Origin of the sequence: Clostridium chromiireducens (assembly GCF_003575225.1) — a bacterium.
GTDB lineage: Bacteria > Bacillota > Clostridia > Clostridiales > Clostridiaceae > Clostridium > Clostridium chromiireducens.
In genome coordinates this window covers 374,625-393,389 of the sequence record NZ_QXDJ01000002.1, presented here as the reverse complement: position 1 = coordinate 393,389, position 18,765 = coordinate 374,625, and the positions used below count along the sequence as shown (strand labels likewise).

At 29.7% G+C, this 18,765-nt stretch carries 18 protein-coding genes; 12 read left to right on the top strand and 6 right to left on the bottom strand.

Annotated elements, in window-relative coordinates:
* Positions 1 to 69: 69 nt before the first annotated feature.
* On the top strand, positions 70 to 630 hold the full coding sequence (locus D2A34_RS26605; protein WP_182629320.1) for a hypothetical protein: 561 nt from the start codon (positions 70 to 72) through the stop codon (positions 628 to 630).
* Positions 631 to 816: 186 nt separating this feature from the next.
* Positions 817 to 993: a hypothetical protein gene (locus D2A34_RS26600; RefSeq protein ID WP_169896761.1), complete on the top strand. Its 177-nt coding sequence runs from the start codon at positions 817 to 819 to the stop codon at positions 991 to 993.
* Positions 994 to 1,224: 231 nt separating this feature from the next.
* Here the strand turns inward: D2A34_RS26600 and D2A34_RS07025 are convergent, their stop codons facing one another.
* Complete coding sequence (locus D2A34_RS07025) at positions 1,225 to 1,644, bottom strand: YaaR family protein (protein WP_079438473.1); 420 nt, start codon at positions 1,642 to 1,644, stop codon at positions 1,225 to 1,227.
* Positions 1,645 to 1,937: 293 nt separating this feature from the next.
* On the opposite strand from D2A34_RS07025, the gene D2A34_RS07020 reads away from it, so the two are divergent.
* Both D2A34_RS07020 and D2A34_RS07015 read left to right on the top strand, forming a co-directional pair.
* The gene (locus D2A34_RS07020) at positions 1,938 to 4,547 is read left to right on the top strand and encodes a calcium-translocating P-type ATPase, PMCA-type (protein WP_119366153.1); all 2,610 of its coding nucleotides are present in this window, start codon (positions 1,938 to 1,940) and stop codon (positions 4,545 to 4,547) included.
* Between the two features lie 152 nt (positions 4,548 to 4,699).
* Positions 4,700 to 5,002, top strand: a complete 303-nt coding sequence (locus D2A34_RS07015; RefSeq protein ID WP_119366152.1) for a hypothetical protein — start codon at positions 4,700 to 4,702, stop codon at positions 5,000 to 5,002.
* Between the two features lie 529 nt (positions 5,003 to 5,531).
* Here D2A34_RS07015 and asnB read toward each other — a convergent pair.
* On the bottom strand, positions 5,532 to 7,376 hold the full coding sequence (asnB, locus tag D2A34_RS07010) for an asparagine synthase (glutamine-hydrolyzing) (RefSeq protein WP_119366151.1): 1,845 nt from the start codon (positions 7,374 to 7,376) through the stop codon (positions 5,532 to 5,534).
* A 477-nt stretch (positions 7,377 to 7,853) separates the two neighbouring features.
* Here asnB and D2A34_RS07005 point away from each other — a divergent pair, with 477 nt between their 5' ends.
* From D2A34_RS07005 to D2A34_RS06990, 4 genes are all read left to right on the top strand, one after another.
* The gene (locus D2A34_RS07005) at positions 7,854 to 9,269 is read left to right on the top strand and encodes a spore germination protein (RefSeq protein WP_119366150.1); all 1,416 of its coding nucleotides are present in this window, start codon (positions 7,854 to 7,856) and stop codon (positions 9,267 to 9,269) included.
* Between the two features lie 203 nt (positions 9,270 to 9,472).
* Positions 9,473 to 9,994 (top strand): hypothetical protein, encoded by a 522-nt coding sequence (locus D2A34_RS07000; RefSeq protein WP_119366149.1) that lies wholly within the window; start codon positions 9,473 to 9,475, stop codon positions 9,992 to 9,994.
* A gap of 21 nt (positions 9,995 to 10,015) precedes the next feature.
* Positions 10,016 to 10,903, top strand: coding sequence for a 4Fe-4S binding protein (locus D2A34_RS06995; RefSeq protein ID WP_119366148.1), 888 nt, complete (start codon positions 10,016 to 10,018; stop codon positions 10,901 to 10,903).
* Positions 10,900 to 11,133, top strand: coding sequence for a hypothetical protein (locus tag D2A34_RS06990; protein ID WP_119366147.1), 234 nt, complete (start codon positions 10,900 to 10,902; stop codon positions 11,131 to 11,133). The genes D2A34_RS06995 and D2A34_RS06990 overlap by 4 nt, the downstream gene beginning before the upstream one ends.
* 149 nt (positions 11,134 to 11,282) lie before the next feature.
* Here the strand turns inward: D2A34_RS06990 and D2A34_RS06985 are convergent, their stop codons facing one another.
* Complete coding sequence (locus D2A34_RS06985) at positions 11,283 to 12,119, bottom strand: CvfB family protein (protein WP_119366146.1); 837 nt, start codon at positions 12,117 to 12,119, stop codon at positions 11,283 to 11,285.
* Positions 12,120 to 12,150: 31 nt separating this feature from the next.
* Positions 12,151 to 12,651 carry a gamma carbonic anhydrase family protein gene (locus D2A34_RS06980; protein WP_119366145.1) on the bottom strand — a complete coding sequence of 167 codons (501 nt, stop codon included), beginning with the start codon at positions 12,649 to 12,651 and terminating at the stop codon, positions 12,151 to 12,153.
* A 115-nt stretch (positions 12,652 to 12,766) separates the two neighbouring features.
* On the opposite strand from D2A34_RS06980, the gene D2A34_RS06975 reads away from it, so the two are divergent.
* A complete protein-coding gene (locus tag D2A34_RS06975; RefSeq protein WP_079438466.1) occupies positions 12,767 to 13,771 on the top strand; it encodes a CehA/McbA family metallohydrolase in 1,005 nt (334 codons plus the stop codon).
* A 691-nt stretch (positions 13,772 to 14,462) separates the two neighbouring features.
* On the opposite strand, the gene D2A34_RS06970 is transcribed toward D2A34_RS06975, so the two are convergent.
* Positions 14,463 to 14,783, bottom strand: coding sequence for a hypothetical protein (locus tag D2A34_RS06970; protein ID WP_079438465.1), 321 nt, complete (start codon positions 14,781 to 14,783; stop codon positions 14,463 to 14,465).
* Positions 14,784 to 15,030: 247 nt separating this feature from the next.
* Between D2A34_RS06970 and D2A34_RS06965 the strand changes: the two genes are divergently transcribed.
* The 3 genes from D2A34_RS06965 (at position 15,031) to D2A34_RS06955 (ending at position 16,960) form a co-directional block, all read left to right on the top strand.
* On the top strand, positions 15,031 to 15,498 hold the full coding sequence (locus D2A34_RS06965) for an Lrp/AsnC ligand binding domain-containing protein (protein ID WP_079438464.1): 468 nt from the start codon (positions 15,031 to 15,033) through the stop codon (positions 15,496 to 15,498).
* A 219-nt stretch (positions 15,499 to 15,717) separates the two neighbouring features.
* A complete protein-coding gene (locus D2A34_RS06960) occupies positions 15,718 to 15,924 on the top strand; it encodes a DUF378 domain-containing protein (RefSeq protein WP_119366144.1) in 207 nt (68 codons plus the stop codon).
* 274 nt (positions 15,925 to 16,198) lie between these two features.
* Entirely contained in the window at positions 16,199 to 16,960 is a 762-nt protein-coding gene (locus D2A34_RS06955; RefSeq protein ID WP_079438462.1) for a putative ABC transporter permease, read from the top strand.
* Between the two features lie 48 nt (positions 16,961 to 17,008).
* On the opposite strand, the gene D2A34_RS06950 is transcribed toward D2A34_RS06955, so the two are convergent.
* Entirely contained in the window at positions 17,009 to 18,763 is a 1,755-nt protein-coding gene (locus D2A34_RS06950; protein WP_079438461.1) for a phosphoenolpyruvate carboxykinase (ATP), read from the bottom strand.
* Between the last annotated feature and the right edge of the window lie 2 nt (positions 18,764 to 18,765).

Genomic DNA, 18,765 nt, shown 5'->3' with positions numbered 1-18,765 from the left:
ATTATTTATGATTCTAATCATATATTAAAATATATATCTTCGATTTAAAAAAAAAGGAGTTGATCATATATGTGCACTGCAGATGAAAAATTAATTTATGATTCTTATGTGGAAGGTGACTTTGCTACTGATAAATTAATTGAATTAGCTGAAAAGCATTCGCAAATATTAGAATGTGAAATTTATAGAGGAATATTTTTACCAAATATTTTATTAAAAATCGGCAGCAACATAAACAAATATTATTCCACAAAAATTATGTCTTTTTCAAAAAGTTTAGATATAGCAAAAAAATTCTCACAAAGATTATATATTGAAGACCATATTTTTAATCGCTTAAAAAAAGATGGATATGACGTAGCGTATCATTATGCACCTAATGACAACTCTTTCTTCTCAAAAGTTATCATTAGACTTAAAAATCATAAATCTTTTGATTTATATGCTAATTACGAAAATAAAGTATATGAACGTGAGAAAGAAGTTCTAGTACTTACAGAACCACTTTATATTAAATCAATCACTCAAGAAGGTGATATTACCTTTATCGATTGTGTTAATGAGGCCGAATTCTCTAGAAATTATATGCTTAATTCACTTAATCAACTTGAACAAAATGTAATCGGATGATCCTTGGTATTTTCATAATACTTTACAGACTTTTCTTGTACTCTATGAATTAAGTGTTACTTAATTTAGACTTATGTGGTATTAACCGAAAGCGAAGGTACTCTATTACTCGGTTGCAAGAAAAAATAACTATGGATTTCTACCAGTAAAAGTTGCACCAGTCGTGCTTGCTCCTTAGACAAGCTAATGACAAGCACAACTGGAACAACTTATACTGAAGAAATACCTATAGCTACTTTTTTCAATGCAACACTGCGTAAAAGAGTACCTTCGCTTTCTGGTATAGAAAATAAATCAAATTCACCATTTGGATATCTATCTATAGATAAACATATCTACAAATTTGTTAAAACTTTAAGTTGATATCTTCACTAGAAATTATAAACATTTTTATGGAGAAAACATTTAAAAATGAGCTGTTAAAGGTTCTTAGTTGTAGGTTGTTCCACTTTAGCTTGTCAAACTGAAAGTTGGAGCATGCTAAAGTGGATACAACCTGCAACTTAGAACCTTCAGCGATATTTTTATAGTTTTTCGGAATAAAAATGTTTATAATTTCGGTAAGTTATCACATAAATTTAAATTATATATTGTTTATCTATATATATCAACAATCATTCCTTGTATTTCATCTATTGTTGATGCAATATTTATGTTCAGTTTTTCTTCTGAAAGAAGTGAGTTTGTTAATTCTTCTAGCTTCGCATCAATAGTGTCAATAGTTATAAAATATTGAGTTTGCCAAAAGCTAATGTCTTTCTTAGTTTCATACATAAACTTTAATATTGATTCTAAATATTCTTTTATCATCTTTTTATACATAACCACATCAACATAAGTCTTTGTAGTTACTAATCTATTTCCTCTTTTTTTAATATCATCTATCATTTTATTGAGTTGTTCTTCTGATTTTTTGCGTCTTTCTTGGTTAAAACTTCCAGAAAAATCTTTCTTTTCAGAAACAATTTTTCTTTCAGAGGTTACAGTCCCTCTTCTTACTCTCCCAATCTCCATGCCAAACTCAATCCTTTCTTAACTCAAATACAAAAATGTATTATAAGTGCCTGCATTTCCTATTATCTCATATGTAATTAATCATTTATATACTTAATCAATTATATCAAAGTTATGTCTTTTTCTCCACTTATATTTTAATCCTAAACGTAATGTGTATTCAGAATTTAAAATCCAATATTTAATAATATCTTCTTTAATACCGAACTTCATTTTTTCCACGTATATAATCTGGATAAAACTCTAATATATATATTGTACATACTAAATATTTGAATGGAGTGATAATATAAATGTGGCTTAATATGATCTCACAAGAAGTCTTAAAAGAATTAAACGTTGATCCAAATACAGGTCTCTCAGAATTAGAGGCCAAAAGCCGTCTTGAAAAGTATGGTGAGAACAAATTAACTTCTCAAAAGAAAAAGAGCATTTGGCAGCTTTTTTTATCTCAAATAAATGATGTTATGATTTATATACTTTTGGGAGCTGCCATTATTTCAACTTTTATGCATGAATATAGTGATGCTGTTGTAATATTACTTGTAATTTTAATAAACGCACTTATAGGCGTAGTCCAAGAATCAAAGGCAGAAAAATCCCTAGAAGCCTTGAAAAAATTATCTACTCCAAAGGCTATTGTGAAAAGAGATGGGATTATCAAAGAAATCCCTTCAGAGGAAGTAGTTGTGGGTGATATCATTATCCTAGACGCTGGTAGATACTTACCTGCAGATTTAAGATTAATTGAAAGTGCTAACTTAAAGATAGACGAATCTGCTTTTACTGGTGAATCTGTTCCCGCCGAGAAAGATAGCAATATTACTATTTCAAATGAAAATGTCCCTATTGGAGATATGTTTAATATGGCTTTTATGTCTACTTTAGTTACCTATGGCCGTGGAACTGGTGTTGTTGTAAATACAGGCATGAAGACTGAGATAGGCAAGATAGCCGATTTATTAAGTAAAGAAGAGGATAATACAACACCTCTTCAACGAAGGCTAGCATCTCTTGGAAAATTCTTAGGTTTTGGTGCTGTCGGGATTTGTGTACTAATATTTATCATTTCTATGTTTCAAGGAAGAGACTGGTTTGAAATGCTATTGACTGCCATAAGTTTAGCTGTTGCAGCAATTCCAGAGGGGCTTCCAGCTATAGTAGCAATAGTTTTAGCAATGGGTGTTCAAAGGATGATAAAACAAAATTCCATCGTTAAGAAGCTTCCTGCAGTTGAAACCCTAGGTTCAGTTAATATAATATGTTCGGACAAAACTGGAACTCTAACCTTAAATATTATGACAATAAAAAAGTGCTGTATAAATAATAATCTTATTTCCATTGATGACTGTAAATTAGATGATGATGATACTAAATTACTGTTTGAAGGAATGATATTATGTAATGATGCTACTTCAAAAAACGGTACTAAAACAGGAGATCCTACTGAAATAGCTCTATTGGATGCTGGGATTAAATATGATTTATACAAAGAAGATTTGATTTCAAACCATTCAAGAATTGACGAGATTCCTTTTGATTCAGATAGAAAGTTAATGACTACAGTAAATAAATATGATTCGCATTTTAAAGTATTCACGAAAGGAGCAATTGATAATTTACTTAAAATTTCAACTAAGATACTATTAAATGGGAAAATAATTGATTTCACTCAAGAGAAAAAGGATGAAATACTTAACTTTTCAAATTTGATGTCTGATGAAGCTTTAAGAGTCCTTGGCTTAAGTTATAAAGACATACAAGATGAAAGTATAAGCATAAATGCCCTTGAAAAAGATCTGATTTTTGTAGGATTAATGGGTATGATAGACCCGCCAAGACAAGAAGTTAAACCATCAATTGCTCTATGCAAACAGGCTGGTATAACTCCGATAATGATAACGGGAGACCACAAAAATACTGCCTTTGCAATTGCTAGTGAACTTGGAATTGCTAATAACATAAATCAGTGTATGACCGGCGCTGAAATTGATACCTATAGCGATAATGAATTTAATGATTTAGTTAGTAATTATAAAGTTTTTGCCCGAGTTTCACCTGAAAACAAAGTTAAAATTGTAAAAGCATTTAAGTCTCATGGAAACATTGTCTCAATGACTGGTGATGGTGTTAATGATGCGCCATCATTAAAAGCTGCCGATATAGGTGTTGCTATGGGTATTACAGGTACTGATGTAGCAAAGGGTGCTGCTGATATGATTTTAACGGATGATAACTTTACTACCATAGTAGCAGCTGTAGAAGAAGGTCGAAATATTTACACAAATATCAGAAAATCTATAATATTTTTATTATCTTGTAACTTAGGTGAAATAGTTACTTTATTTATAGCAATTTTATTTAATTTAGCTCCACCATTATTACCAATCCATATTTTATGGGTAAATTTAATAACAGACAGTTTTCCTGCGCTTTCTCTTGGAGTAGACCCAAAGGATTCAAGTGTCATGAAATATCCACCTAGAGACCCAAAAGAATCTCTTTTTGCTGAGCATATGGGATTATTCCTTGGAATAAATGGTATATTAATTGGTGGTGTAACTCTAGCTGCTTTTCTCCTTGGTGAAAGATTATATCCTGGTTCTTTAGTTCATGCTCAAACTTTAGCATTTGTAGTTTTAAGTTTCTCTCAATTATTCTTCTCACTTTCTATGAGAAATAGAGAAAGAACTCTTTTTAATATTGGAGTTTTCAAGAACAAATATTTATTACTTTCAATACTACTAGGTATCTGCATTCAATTATTAATTATCATTATTCCTTTCTTTGCTAATGTATTTAATGTATTTATTTTAAGCGCCAGAGACTGGGGATTAGTTATTTGTATATCATTCTTGCCGTTTATCCTTAATGAATTATTTAAAGTTATAAAATACCACTAATAATTCTTAAGTAATTCTTATGATATCATACTATTTTTCTCGCTATTTTTTATGAATTATATAAAAGTTTTTTTAAATGCTAAATTTTGTTGAAAACGAATAGCATTTATAGTAAAATTTAATTTATAAAAGGGATGTAGGAGGTAATAAACATGATAGTAAGATGTATAGATGCTAATTTGTGTTCGACATTAAGTTTAAATAAGGAGTATGTTGTTATAGAAGAGGCTTCTGAATATTATGTAATTCTTGATGACCAAAACGAAGAAACAACTTGTAGAAAATCAAGATTCGAAGTTGTTGAAGATGGCGGCTTAACTAAGAAAGCAAAAGCTACAATAACAGAATTAAGTTATCAATTAGAAAATAACTTCAAAGATATCAAACAATTCACAATTAGAAAGAATTCAAAAGGCGAAATCAAAGAAATATCTGTAAAATTCAAATATAATTAAGAACTTAGATTTATAACATAACCAACCGAAAGGGAGAGTACTCTGTTGTTTCGGTTACTAAGAGAATATGTTGCGGATTTCTATCAGTAGAAGTTGCACCATGTACGCATGCTCCCAATATTCATTGTGACAAGCGCACATGGAACAACTTCTACTGAAGAAATGCCTGCAACATATTCTCTAATGTAACACTGCACAAAAGAGTACTCTCCCTTTCTAGAGTGGTATATATTTCCTTATATAAGTTGATTCTCTAAGCTCTTTATTATTGAATGGTACCCTAGACAGCCCATTCCTAAATTAGGTTCAGAAAATACTTGCTAAGAGTTTAGCTCTCACCGAAGAGTCCTATATAAACTAATCACTAGTTCAATTTTTACTTTGAAATATATACTACATCAGAAAGAGAAGGTGCTCTTTTACGCAGTGTTTCATTGAGAATTTGGCTGTAGAAACCGAGTAACAGAGCACCTTCTCTTTCTGTTAGTTATTGCATAATTCTAAATTTCAGTCTGTTTATCTATATATACTAAACTAATATATTTACGTTGTATTCTTCTAGCCAGATATTTACTTGCACTAAATAAGCTAGTAACTGAGGTCCTGTCATTAGTTGACCATACCATGGAGCTTTATATGAATCTCCCTTTGTATCAATAACTTCCCTAACAACTTTTTCATCGATAATATCATGGATCGGAGAAGATTTTTTATCTAATATATCAGTTATCATTTTACATACTATATCTGTATAGACTGGATTATGGGTCTTAGGATATGGGCTCTTTTTTCTATAAATAATATCATTTGGTAACATTCCTTCAAACGCTGCTCTTAATAATCCCTTTTCTCTTCCCTTATATAATTTTATATCTGCTGGCAAATTAAAAGCATAATCTACTAATCTGATATCAGCAAATGGAACTCTTGCTTCTAGACCATTATACATACTAACCCTGTCTTTCCTAGTAAGAAGCTGTACCATAAACCATTTTAAGTTTAGATAAGATACTTCCCTCATTCTATAATCCCTCTTACTTTCACCATCTATATGAGGGACTTTACTTAATGATTTTTGATATTGAGCTTTAACCAATTCCTCTAATGGCATATTCTTCAGACTCTTATTAACTATAGCCTTTCTATCATTAACAAATCTTGACCATGGAAAAGTATCTAAATAAAACATTTCATCTCTTGTGAACCAAGGATATCCACCAAAAATTTCGTCAGCACACTCTCCAGTTAGTCCAACTACAAAATCCTTACGTATTTCTTTGCAAAATAAAAGCATAGACGAATCTATATCTGCCATGCCAGGTAGATCTCTTGAAATAACCGCATCTTTCAAAGCTAATGCTAAATCTGTATGATTTAAAACTACGTTTCTGTGATTACTATCAATAAATTTTGACATTTCTTGAGCCCAATATTCATCTGATGTAGGTTGGAATAATGAAGGCTTAAAATACTTTTCATTATCTTCATAATTAATAGAATAAGTGGTAAGTTTCTTGCCTTTCTTTCTAAATTCCTCTGCTGCTATTACAGAAATAATTGACGAGTCTAATCCACCAGATAAAAATGTACAAAGTGGTACATCTCCAACCAATTGCCTTTTTACTGCATCTATTAACAATTCTCTTGCATGAACAATCGCTTCCTCTGGAGTTTCTTTGCATTCCCTCGCCTCAACTGTCCAGTATTCCCATGTTTTAATTTCTCCATCACCTGAAATCAGTAGACAATTTGCTGGTGCAACTTCTTTTATATTTTTAAACACTCCACTTCCTGGTATTGTAGCTGGTCCAAGTCCAAAAATTTCTGTTAAGCCTTCTATATTAACTTCTCTTTTAATTCTTGGATTCGCAAAAATAGTTTTTATTTCTGAACCAAATACTAAAGTATTGTTATGCACAGTATAGAATAAAGGTTTAACCCCCATTTGATCTCTTGCTAAAAATACTTCTCTTTTATCTTCATCAAAAACTCCAAAAGCAAAAATCCCTATTAATTTGTTAACACAATCTTTCCCCCAATAGATATATGATGTAAGTAATACCTCAGTATCTGAATAAGAATCAAATGTAAATCCTTGACTTTTTAATTCTTTTCTTAAATCCTCAGTATTATATAATTCTCCATTATATACCAATGTATATTTTTTTCCCTGAAATACTTTTGTCATTGGTTGCAATCCACCTTTAGGATCTACTACAATTAATCTTCTATGCCCCAGTAGAACATTAGGAGAAATATAATATCCTTTAGCATCTGGACCTCTCTTTTCTAATGTCTTTATCATATTATTTAATATATCTTTATCTTGTACTATATTCTCTTTAAAATTAACTAATCCAGCAATACCGCACATTCATTTCACCTTCTAATAGTTTTTATATTACTAAAATATGCACATATTGAAAAAGTGCGTCAGCACAATTGAGAACTTTTCACATATTAAAAAAGTGCGATAGCACAATTAAGAACTTTTCACATATTGAAAAAGTACGCACCTATGAAAAGAGCGCGAAGCGCAATTAAATTCATTCCACCTATGAAAAGAGCGCGAAGCGCAATTAAGTTCATTTTGACTTCAAAATAGACGCTAGCACAATTAGGAAATTATTAATCTCAACAAGAAACTTCTCACATATTAAAAAGCACTACACTTAATTTTTTTAATATTCTAGCCTATAATTCCTTTTTTATAATACATCATTTACATAAATTATATGATTTCCCCTCTAACTATATCTTCCATAGTTAAAAGAATAAACTATGAATACTATTTTATATATATCACATACTAGATATGTAATATTTCATTATAGAGAGAAGGTAAGATAATTTGAATGTCACAAACAACTTACAACAAAATATTGATTTAATTCATGCTAATTTATCAATAGATAAAACTTACGATATTACCGAAAGAAGATTAAAAATAGGCGGACGAGATGCTGTATTATATTTCGTGAATGGTTTCGTCAAAGATCAGATTATGGAGGATATATTAAAATCATTCTTTAAAGTTTCCCCTGAAACTATGAATTCTTATCCTACAATTGAAGATTTTATGAATAATGAAATTCACCACATATCTGTTGAAAAACAGAATGATTTAAACAAAGTTATAGACACATTATTAACTGGCCAAACAATACTTTATTTAAGCGGTTATGATGCTTTTATACTTTTAGATTTACGTACTTACCCTGGAAAAGATACATCAGATCCTGAAAAGGAAAAAACTTTAAGGGGTGGAAGAGAAGCATTTGCCGAGAAATTGGTATTTAATACGGCTTTAGTTAGAAGAAGAATTAGAGATCCAAAATTAGTTTTTGAAATGCATTCAGTTGGCAGTGTATCTAAAACAAACGTCTGCTTAGCTTATATTGATGGTGTTGCAGACGAGAAATTACACAAGCAAATAGTTGATAGTTTATCAAACATAAACATAAAAGCCTTAACTCTTGCCGATCAAAGTCTAGTTGATGTTATAAGCAAGAAAAATTGGCTTAATCCATTTCCAAAAGTAAGATTTACAGAGAGACCTGATGTAGCTGCTGCTCACATAGTTGAAGGTAAAATTATTGTGTTTGTAGATAATTCTCCAAATATAATAATGCTTCCAACTGGAATCTTTGATTTTTTACAAGACGTAAATGATTATTATTTTCCTCTGTTTACTGGAAACTATTTAAGGTTCGTTAGAAATTTAGTACTACTAGCAACAATATTGATGACACCTATTTATTTGCTTATTGTAAACGGAAATATTCCTATACCAAGTTATTTTGATTTTATAAAGCCTCAGGATGAATTTGCTTTACCCCTATTGCTGCAATTTATTCTTTTGGAATTTGCTGTAGACGTTCTAAAACTAGCTGGTTTAAATACACCCAGCCCACTTGGAAGTGCAATGTCTTTAATCGGAGGTTTAATTCTTGGTGAATATGCAATAAAAACTGGTTGGTTTATTCCTCAATCTATTTTATACATGTCCATAGTAACCATTGGAGATTTTACTCAGCCAAGCATTGAAATGAATTTTGCTCTGAAATTTGCAAGAATGCTTTTATTGTTGCTTGCAGGTATCTTTAAGTTCTGGGGATTTGTATTTGGAATTATATTTATTGTCGCAGTTATGGCAAGCACTAAAACAATAGCTGGTGAAAAATACTTCTATCCTTTAATACCGTTCAATTGGAAAAAACTTAAGAACTTATTATTTAGAACAAGGATATCAAACGACGTTCAATAAAATATATAATACAGTAATTCTATATGAAAACTTATTTTTTTTGGAATTATATTGACAATTATCAATTAAGATAATATTATATTTATTAATATGAAGACGTCTTTAAAATTAAATAAAATTTAGTTGACTAGAAAACTGGAGGCTAAGTACCTATTTTAAAAAATAAGTACTTAGCCTTTCTTATTTTTTAAAGGAGGACAATAATGAATAAAAAAAATACACGGAACTTTATTATTTCTTTTATATTTTTTATATTAGCCACATCAATAATTCTACTCGGAGGATATTATAAAACTTCTTTAACAAAAGAAACTTCTAATTTCACTTTAGATTTGAATGATAAAAAGGACAAGACTATAATTTATGATGTTGCAAATCAGGGGATTCCAAAGAGAATAGTACAACCAGGTAAAATAACTATATCTAGTGGAAGCGGTATAATAAATAATACTGAAAAAGTAGTTTCATTGAAAGTAAAAGCCGAAGATTTCCCTTATGATATCGATATAAATTCAACAGACAAGTCTTTTGATAATGACAGTAAAATATTTACCAAACCAATAGAAGCTGGAAAGGGAGTAAACCTTCAACTTACTTTTAATATTCCCATAAAAGATATTAATAAAGAAGTAATCTCCAGCGGGACGCTTGTTTTTTCTGATATTAATACAGGAGATTTAATTAATGAACTTCCAATTGAAATAATTAATTCTGGTTCAAAATAAAATAACAGGAGATTTAAAAATATGAAAGAATCAAAAAAATATTTAATAAAAAGATCTTTAGGTTACCTATTGGGATTTGCATTATTTTACTCTCCATTTACCTTAATTCAAAGAATACTTATAGGTGTATTTCATCTAAGTGGAAGTGAAAATATACATGGTGCATGCTTTAGAATGGGAGTACAAGGCTTGTTTACCGGAAAAGGTATTAGCCTATTAACTACAACAGGTATTATTATTCTATTTTTAATAGTATCAGCATTTTTAATTGGACCATTTTTTTGCGGACGGCTATGCGTTGCTGGTGCAATTTCCGAATATTTGAGTAGACTTATCCCTGAAAGATTCCAAATCAATTGGCAAAAAAATATAAACCCAACACCTATTCGTTATGGTATTTTATCAGGATTTGTAGTATCTCCTTTCTTAGGAATTTCAGTAATATGCGCCTATTGTAATTACACATTGCTGGAAAAACTAATTTCTGGACTGACTACATGGGATTTAGCTGTATTGGGCTCTACTAATATTATAACTGGTTTTATTTGGCTTATACTTCTAGGAGCATTCGCAAAAGGTGGAAGAGGTTATTGCAGTTACTTTTGTCCTGTTGGTGCAACTCAGAATCTGATTCATTTTGTTGGAGCTAAATTACCCTTTACCTATAAATTAAAATACTCAAAGGAAAATTGTGTTTCTTGTAAATTATGCGTTAAGGATTGCCCTATGGGAGCACTGCAAAATTCTGATAACACATTAACTTATAATATTCATAATTGTATAACATGCCATCAATGTGAACATTCATGTCCAAAAAAAGCCTTAACTTTCGGAACAGGTGAATCTAATTGGAACAAACAGGAGAATAGAACCGTGTTCGGTGTCGAGGTTGGAGGCGATAAAATATGAAAAAACTAAAACCCTTGCTAATTGGATTAAGTGCAGCCTCAATTAATATTATTCCTACAGCCACCCAAATTATTAAACCAGAAAGATGTACAGGCTCTTGTGGTACTTGCGGATTTTATTGTGTAGGCTCAGTAGTTAGTATCACTTTAATAGGATTTATTATTTTAGGTTATAAAAAACTTAGAACAAAATTCAATTCAAGTATTTCTGCAATTCGAAGGAAAAATTGAACTTAATTTTAATTTAAGTATGTATTTTGATAAAACAGATATTAAAATAGGCTGGGTAATACATACCCAGCCTATTTTAATATTTATTATTATTTTAGTTTCTAAAATAACATATGACACTATCAATATTTCAATTTATTATTATAGATTTATAAAAGTCTAGTTCCTTCTTTATCTTGTGTAATTAGTTTTTCTTTCATCAATCCACCCAATGTCATCTTGAAGTAATTTTTACTTGTATTAAATTCTTTCTTTATATCTTCTGGAGCAGATTTATCATTATATGGCATAAATCCTCCATTTTCTTTCAAATATTTAAGTATTGTTTCGCTCAATTCACTTCTTGCTTCTAATCTTCTCTTTCTTGTTGTTATCCCAATAGTTCCATCTTCATAAATTCTCTTAACTCTTGCTTTTATTTGTTGTCCTGGATAGATAAAATCAAAATGCTCAGTTGCTAGAATTAGTCCTCTATATTCCCCATCTACTGCTACATTTAAAGTCCCATTTTCATTAGTTTCATAAACTATTACATCCACTTCATCTGAAACTTTATATTTTCCTTCCTCAGCTAAATCTAAATATGGATGTATTCTAGTCGTTGCTGCTAATCTATCAGTCTTATCTACATACATGTAAAACAAGTATTTCTTACCTTCTTTAAGTTTATAACCTTGTTCCTTTAATGGTACAAACAAATCCCTCTCAAGGCCAAAATTTACGAATGCTCCAATATTATTTTGACTTACAACCTCTAAATAACCTATTTGTCCCACTGTTAATAATGGCTTTTTTAAAGTTGAAATTAATCTGTCTTTTGAATCTCTATAAATAAATACTTCTAAATTATCGCCTTCTTTTATTTCATGACCTTTTGCTGCACTATTTGGCAGTAAAACTTCATCTCCAAAATTATCCTCAAGATAATATCCAAAATCTACTTTCTTACTTACTTTTAGTTTATTGTATTCTCCAATTGTTATCATATAGTTATTCCTCCATCAATTTTAACGAATTTCATTTAAATTCCTTACTTATCTCTACATAATGTAAGGCTGATTCTCTAATTTTTTCTATTTCTTCCTCTGATAATTTTCTTATTACTTTTGCAGGATTACCAAGAATTAAAACTCCATCTTCAAATTCCTTATTTTGAGTAACTAAACTCCCTGCACCTATAATAGTATTATTACCAATTTTAGCGCCATTTAAAATTATTGCTCCCATTCCAACTAGCACATTATTTTTAAGACTGCATCCATGTATTATTGCACCATGACCTATAGTGCACCCATCCCCAATAACTACATTATTTCCATGATCAACATGTACTACACTGTTTTCTTGAATATTTGTATTTTCTCCTATAGTTATAGGTTCATCATCACCTCTAAGGACTGCACCAAACCATATATTAGTATTCCTTTTAAGAGTTACATCTCCAATAACTACTGCTGTTTCCGCAATATATAACTCATTATCCAAGTTCGGCTTTTTACTCTTAAAATTTTTAATCATTAATTCTCACCTCACTAAATCTAAAGTTATTTTATCATTAGTTTCAGGTTATTGTCATTATTTTAATTGCTTATCTAATAATATATATTATAAATAATTTTTAGAGGTAATGATATTGGGTAAAAGAAAGTCACCTAAAAACAACTTTAATATAGATGATCTCCATTTCTACTATGGTATCCCTCATGCTCACAGTGGCTTTTCAACTGGACGTGGCACACCTATTGAGGCATTTGATTACGCAAGGCATAATGGGCTTGATTTTTTAATTTTAACTGATCATAATAATTATTTGACAAAAACTATTCATATAAAAAACACCGAATTAAGCAAATGGGATACAGCCAAATATATAGCTGCACGCTATAATAAAAAACACGAAAATTTTTTAGCGTTAATAGGCTTTGAAAGTAAAACCGAGCCTTACGGAGATATAAACATAATAAACTCAAACAGATTTTTTACAGGTTCAGTAAACAATCTGCAATTATTAGTTCTCTGGATGCTTAATAATCCCAATGCATTTATTTCAATTAATCACCCACATAAATCTATAGAATATCTTGAGTATAATCCAATTTTAAATAAATTAATTACATCAATAGAAGTTGGAAATGGTTCCTCTCCTAATAAGTATCAAAGATATGAAAAATATTATTACTACCTACTCGATAAGAAATGGAAATTAGGCGCTATAAATGGTCAAGATAATCATAGATTAAATTTCGGTGATGATGAAAACTTAACCTGCATAATTACCGATGAACTCACAAATACTTCACTAATAGATGCGTTTAGAAATCGCCGCACATTCTCTACGGAATCTAGGACCCTAACCATGTACTTTACGATAAATAATGATTTCATGGGCGATGTTCTATCTTTAAATGATACTAATCTACAGTTTTCAATTTTTGCTCATGACCCATCTCATAAAATATCTGAAATTGATATTTTATCTTCTGGTGGAGTTGTAGTAAAAAAAATAACCGACTTAAATCTTAATAAAGTTAAATATTTATATAATCATGAAGCTCCTGAAAATGAATTATGGTATGTAGTCAAAATTGTATTAGATAATGGTAAAATCGCAATAAGTTCCCCTATCTTTAGAAACTAGACTATGTTGATATCTAATACGAAACTTAGACCTATGAATATAACTCGCCGAAATAAGTAACATACTTTTGTTCCAGTTTCTAGGGAATTTTGATGGGTGATTCTAAGGCTATAAGTAGTGCCCAAAGTGCTAGCCTCAAAAAACAAGTTTTGAACTAGCACATTTGGAACAACTTATAGCCTAAGAATCACATCCATCAAAATTCCCAATGAAACATTCCACAAAAGTATGTCACTTATTTCTAGATGAGATATTTTTCAAAGTATAAGTTTAAGCCTTAATTGGCTTATCTATATGGTTTCTCATCGATAATTAAACTTATGCTATGATATATTTCCTAACTAGAAATTAATTATATTCTTTTGTGTAGTTTTTCTAATAAAGTTATACACTCAAGATTAACAGGTATGGATAGTTATTTGAATATATACTACACCAGAAAGATAAGGTGCTCTTTTACGCAGTGTTGCACTTAGAAAATAGTTGTAGGCATTTCTTCAGTAAAAGTTGTTCCATCCTTGCTTGTCACGAGCTTGCCTCGGGAACATGCAAGGATGGATACAACTTTTACTGTTAGAAGTCCATAATCATTTTTTCTAGCAACCTAGTAACAGAGCACCATCTCTTTCGGTGCGTGATCACATAACTCTAAGTCACATATTTGTTATCTATACTTTGCATAACTTTGAGATTATTTATTTTTCTTTACTCTATTTGGCTTCGCCTTTGGTTTTATAACTATTTGTTTACCTTTGTTCTTAGGTCCTCTTGTTTGCGTAATATGCATAAACCATAAGAAAAATAGTACTGTGACAATTGATAATCCGCTTGTAAGATATATATTGGTCTTGTCTACAAACATCTGAATTATAAATAATGCTATTGCTATTGATAATGGAATCCACTTATTTATATGTACTCTACTAAATATATATTTTCTACATATTAAAAAAGCTGCTCCTATAATAAGTAACGTTACTAAAAATATTAAAATCGTCATCAAAATGTTCATCTACTTAAATCTCCTCCTCCAAAAAAGTCTATATAGTTAATGATAATTTATCTACAAATTATTATCAAGCATTCCTTTTATATCATTTTAAATTTAAAATTTTTTATTTCCATGAGATAGTAGCAAATTTTACGAAAATATTAATAAAATAAAAGTATTTTATTAATTTTATAGTTTTTTCTTTAAATTTGCGTATAAATTTGATAAAATAAAAAAAGTACATTAATGAATATTATGAGGTGATAACATGACTTTAATTTCTAATACCCATTTAGATGAATTAGATTTACAAATACTTGACTTACTAATTAAAGATTGCAGGACCCCTTACTTAGAAATTGCTAGAATATGTCACGTTAGTGGAGGAACTATCCATGTAAGAATGAAAAAGATGGAAGACATGGGAATAATAAAAGGATCTAGAATAATATTAGATCTTCCTAAGCTAGGATATGATGTATGCTGTTTTGTTGGAATATATGTTGATAAAACTTCTTCTTTTAGTGCTGTATTTGATAAAATGTCAACTATAAAAGAAGTTGTAGAATTACACTTAACTACTGGTAACTACTCGATGTTTGCTAAGATTGTGTGTACTAATATTACAGACTTACAAGATGTATTGCTTAATAAAATAAATAATATTGATGGTATTCAAAGAACTGATACTTTTGTATCCTTATCTCAACCTATAGATAGAAATATATCTTTATAAAGTGAAACTTTTCAGGTGGAGTTTATACTCCACCTGAATTTAGTTGAACTTATACCCTCAAGAGTTACCTCGTCCTGGAGCTAGAATCCATAACACTCCCACTTTAAAAAGAGGGAGTATTATGGATTCTAGCTATCGAATAAAATTTTCTTAAATATAGCATAAAAACACATTTTCTAATACATACTATGTTTATATTATAATAAGGAGTGTGTTTTTATGAAAACATTAAATACAATTTCACTTATACTAGTAATTATTGGTGGTATAAATTGGGGCTTAGTTGGTCTCTTTGATTTTAACTTAGTTAGTGCTCTATTTGGAACATTTTCAGCAATGACCAGAGTTATTTACTGTTTAATTGGAATTGCTAGTCTATTCTCTATTTCTCTTTTACTTAGAGATAGATCTACTTCAACTAGATAAAATATCTTTATAAATATTTAGAATATTTATATTTAAAATATTCTCTGACAAAATAAGAGAATATTTTTTATTTTGTATAATAAATTATCTAAAGATTATTATTAGCATGAATTTTGGATTAAAAATGTGTATTAGTTTGTAACAAAATTTACAATTAATTCTTTAAGATCTAGTAAGAAATTTTTAATGTAAAATTAATATTCTCTGACTACCTTTTGATATATAATAAAATAAACTTTGTTACTCAAATATTTAATAGGAGGTTGGTTTTTATTTGCGCACGATATTAAATCTAAATTTATATAATTTAATATATTTCTTTACACTCTATTCTCTCGCTGGATGGTGCCTTGAGGTTGTATATTATTTTAAAAATGAACGTAGATTTGTTAATAGAGGCTTTCTACATGGTCCATTTTGCCCGATATACGGCTTTGGCGTCTTATTTCTTGTAATATTCCTTGACAGCTATAAAAATAATGTATTTATACTATTCTTACTAGCTTCTTTTTTCACATCAGTTTTAGAATATATTACGGGATTTATATTAGAAAAGACCTTTAAAACCAAATGGTGGGACTATACCGATGATCCATTTAATTTACATGGTAGAATCTGCTTACTTTACTCGTTGCTTTGGGGCGTAGGCGAAGTTGCAATAATTAAAGTAGTTCATCCACTCGTTAATGATTTAATTGTAAATATACCAAAAACATTAGGTGAAATATTTATTTCTGCTATTATAATTTATTTTATAATCGATTTTTGTTTAACTATAATTTCACTTATACAATTTGATAAAATGTCCTATGCATTTCAGTTTGTACCTGTTAATTTTTTGACTGATAAACCTAGCATGTTATTTAGTTTTACAAAGGAAAAGGCTGCTGACAAATTTAGAACCTTTGAATCCTTATTGGGGAAGTTTAAATTCACCATTAATAAAAATAATTCTAGGTATAGCATCTCAAATCGTTCATATAAACAATTAAATAGTATATTTAAATCCATAAAAGATAAATTTAAAAAGGATTAAGGTGCAAAACCACCTTAATCCTTTTTTATATTATTTAATATTAAGTACTTATTTATTAATTTTTCTTATTTCATCAAATAATTCAATAGCAGCATTTCTTGGGCCTTCTTTTTCTTGTCCTTTTACACCTAAACATGTTCTAATTTGTCCAACCTTAACTTGTCCACTTTCAAACATTTTATCAAAATACTTTTCTATAAGAATATTAGTTTCTTCCTGCTTTTGAGCTGGTCCAAATGGATTAGCAAAGAAGGATTCTACTAGTCCTTTTTCAGTAGTTGTTCCTTTAGCCATTCTAGCGCCTGCCTTAAATACCTTTATAGCATCCTCAGGCGTTTCAAAGTAATTTAAATACTTTTCACCATCTTTCACACTATCATAATTATTAGCATAGAAGAAGAAATCTACAGCATGCCCTTTCATTATTTCTTTATATGATGCAACAGGCACAACAAGTCTCGCATTAACTTTATCAGGGTTCATAAATATGCTTCTATCCATTTCTTTAAATGCATATCCTTGATCCAAATCATCTAGTCTGACAAATGCGCCTATTTCAGTTCCATATCCTATAATTTTATCATCCTCCATTTTAAACGTACCCATATCATCAAAGATAATAGTCATGTCTGAGATATAGTCCTCACTTAATCCTCTAAAGGCTTCTAAACTTTCAGATTTTCCTGCACCACTATCTCCCATAATAACAACATTTGCTTCATCGCCACTTTTTAATACGATGTTTACCATCGATCCATGTATTGGTAGGAATCCTCTCTTTATCATGAGTAAATTATACAAAGTTAACGTCATCTTCTTTATATAGCCAAAATAATCAATCTTTTCAGAATGATTTACATAACCAAGCATTATATCATTTTCAGCATCATCGAAAAATACGGTTTTTAGTTCTTCATCATCATCTTTTGCGCCAAATACATAGATTATATCTGGTTTTCTGCCTCTAGTTTCTTCACTTCTTGCCATTTCAAACAAATTACATAAAGTTATTCCATGTTCCATAAAATCTCTATGGAAGTATATAAACGTTAGTAATCCTCCTATCTTAGCTGGATAACAGAACCAGTGTTCTTTATTTATTTGAGCGTATTTTAGAGGATTGTATTTAATTTCACTAAACATTCCATCTCTTGTGTTCTTTTTAGGATAAGTAATAAAAGGTGTTTCTAGAAGAATATGATCTATAAATGGAACTTCTTCTAATAACTCATAGCCATTTGGTCTTACCCATTCCATTTCATGAATCATTATACAAGCATTTCCCCCTGCCGGTATTTGTCTATAAACTTTTGGTTGATATCCTACAACGTGAATTTCAATTTTTCTATACAATTTTAAAATAAGCGTAGAAAAATTAGCATTTGCTTCAGTAAAACTCACCGCTGCAAGACCTTCTTGAACTTTATATCTATGAACTATAGTATATCTTTCAAGTCTTCTCCAAAATAGATAAAGGTCTTCTATAAATGCTATAAACTTATCTCTATCTTCTAACAATTTAGCATAAGAAGTACTTATTTCTACTATTTCTTCTACAGTCATAAGAGTTAAATATTTAATTATCTGAGTTAAATCTCTTCTTATATCAATTAGACTATCTGTATCTAATGTATTATTAAAATACCTATACGATAATGAATTTTTCTTTTTTGACCTTCTTAAATAAACTTCTAAAATTCGTCTAAATCCATCACTTTCTAGTACTGATTCAAAAGTATTACAATACTTCGCCGTGAAGTTTATCATTACTTTGTCATTACTCATTGAAAATTCTTTTTTCATTT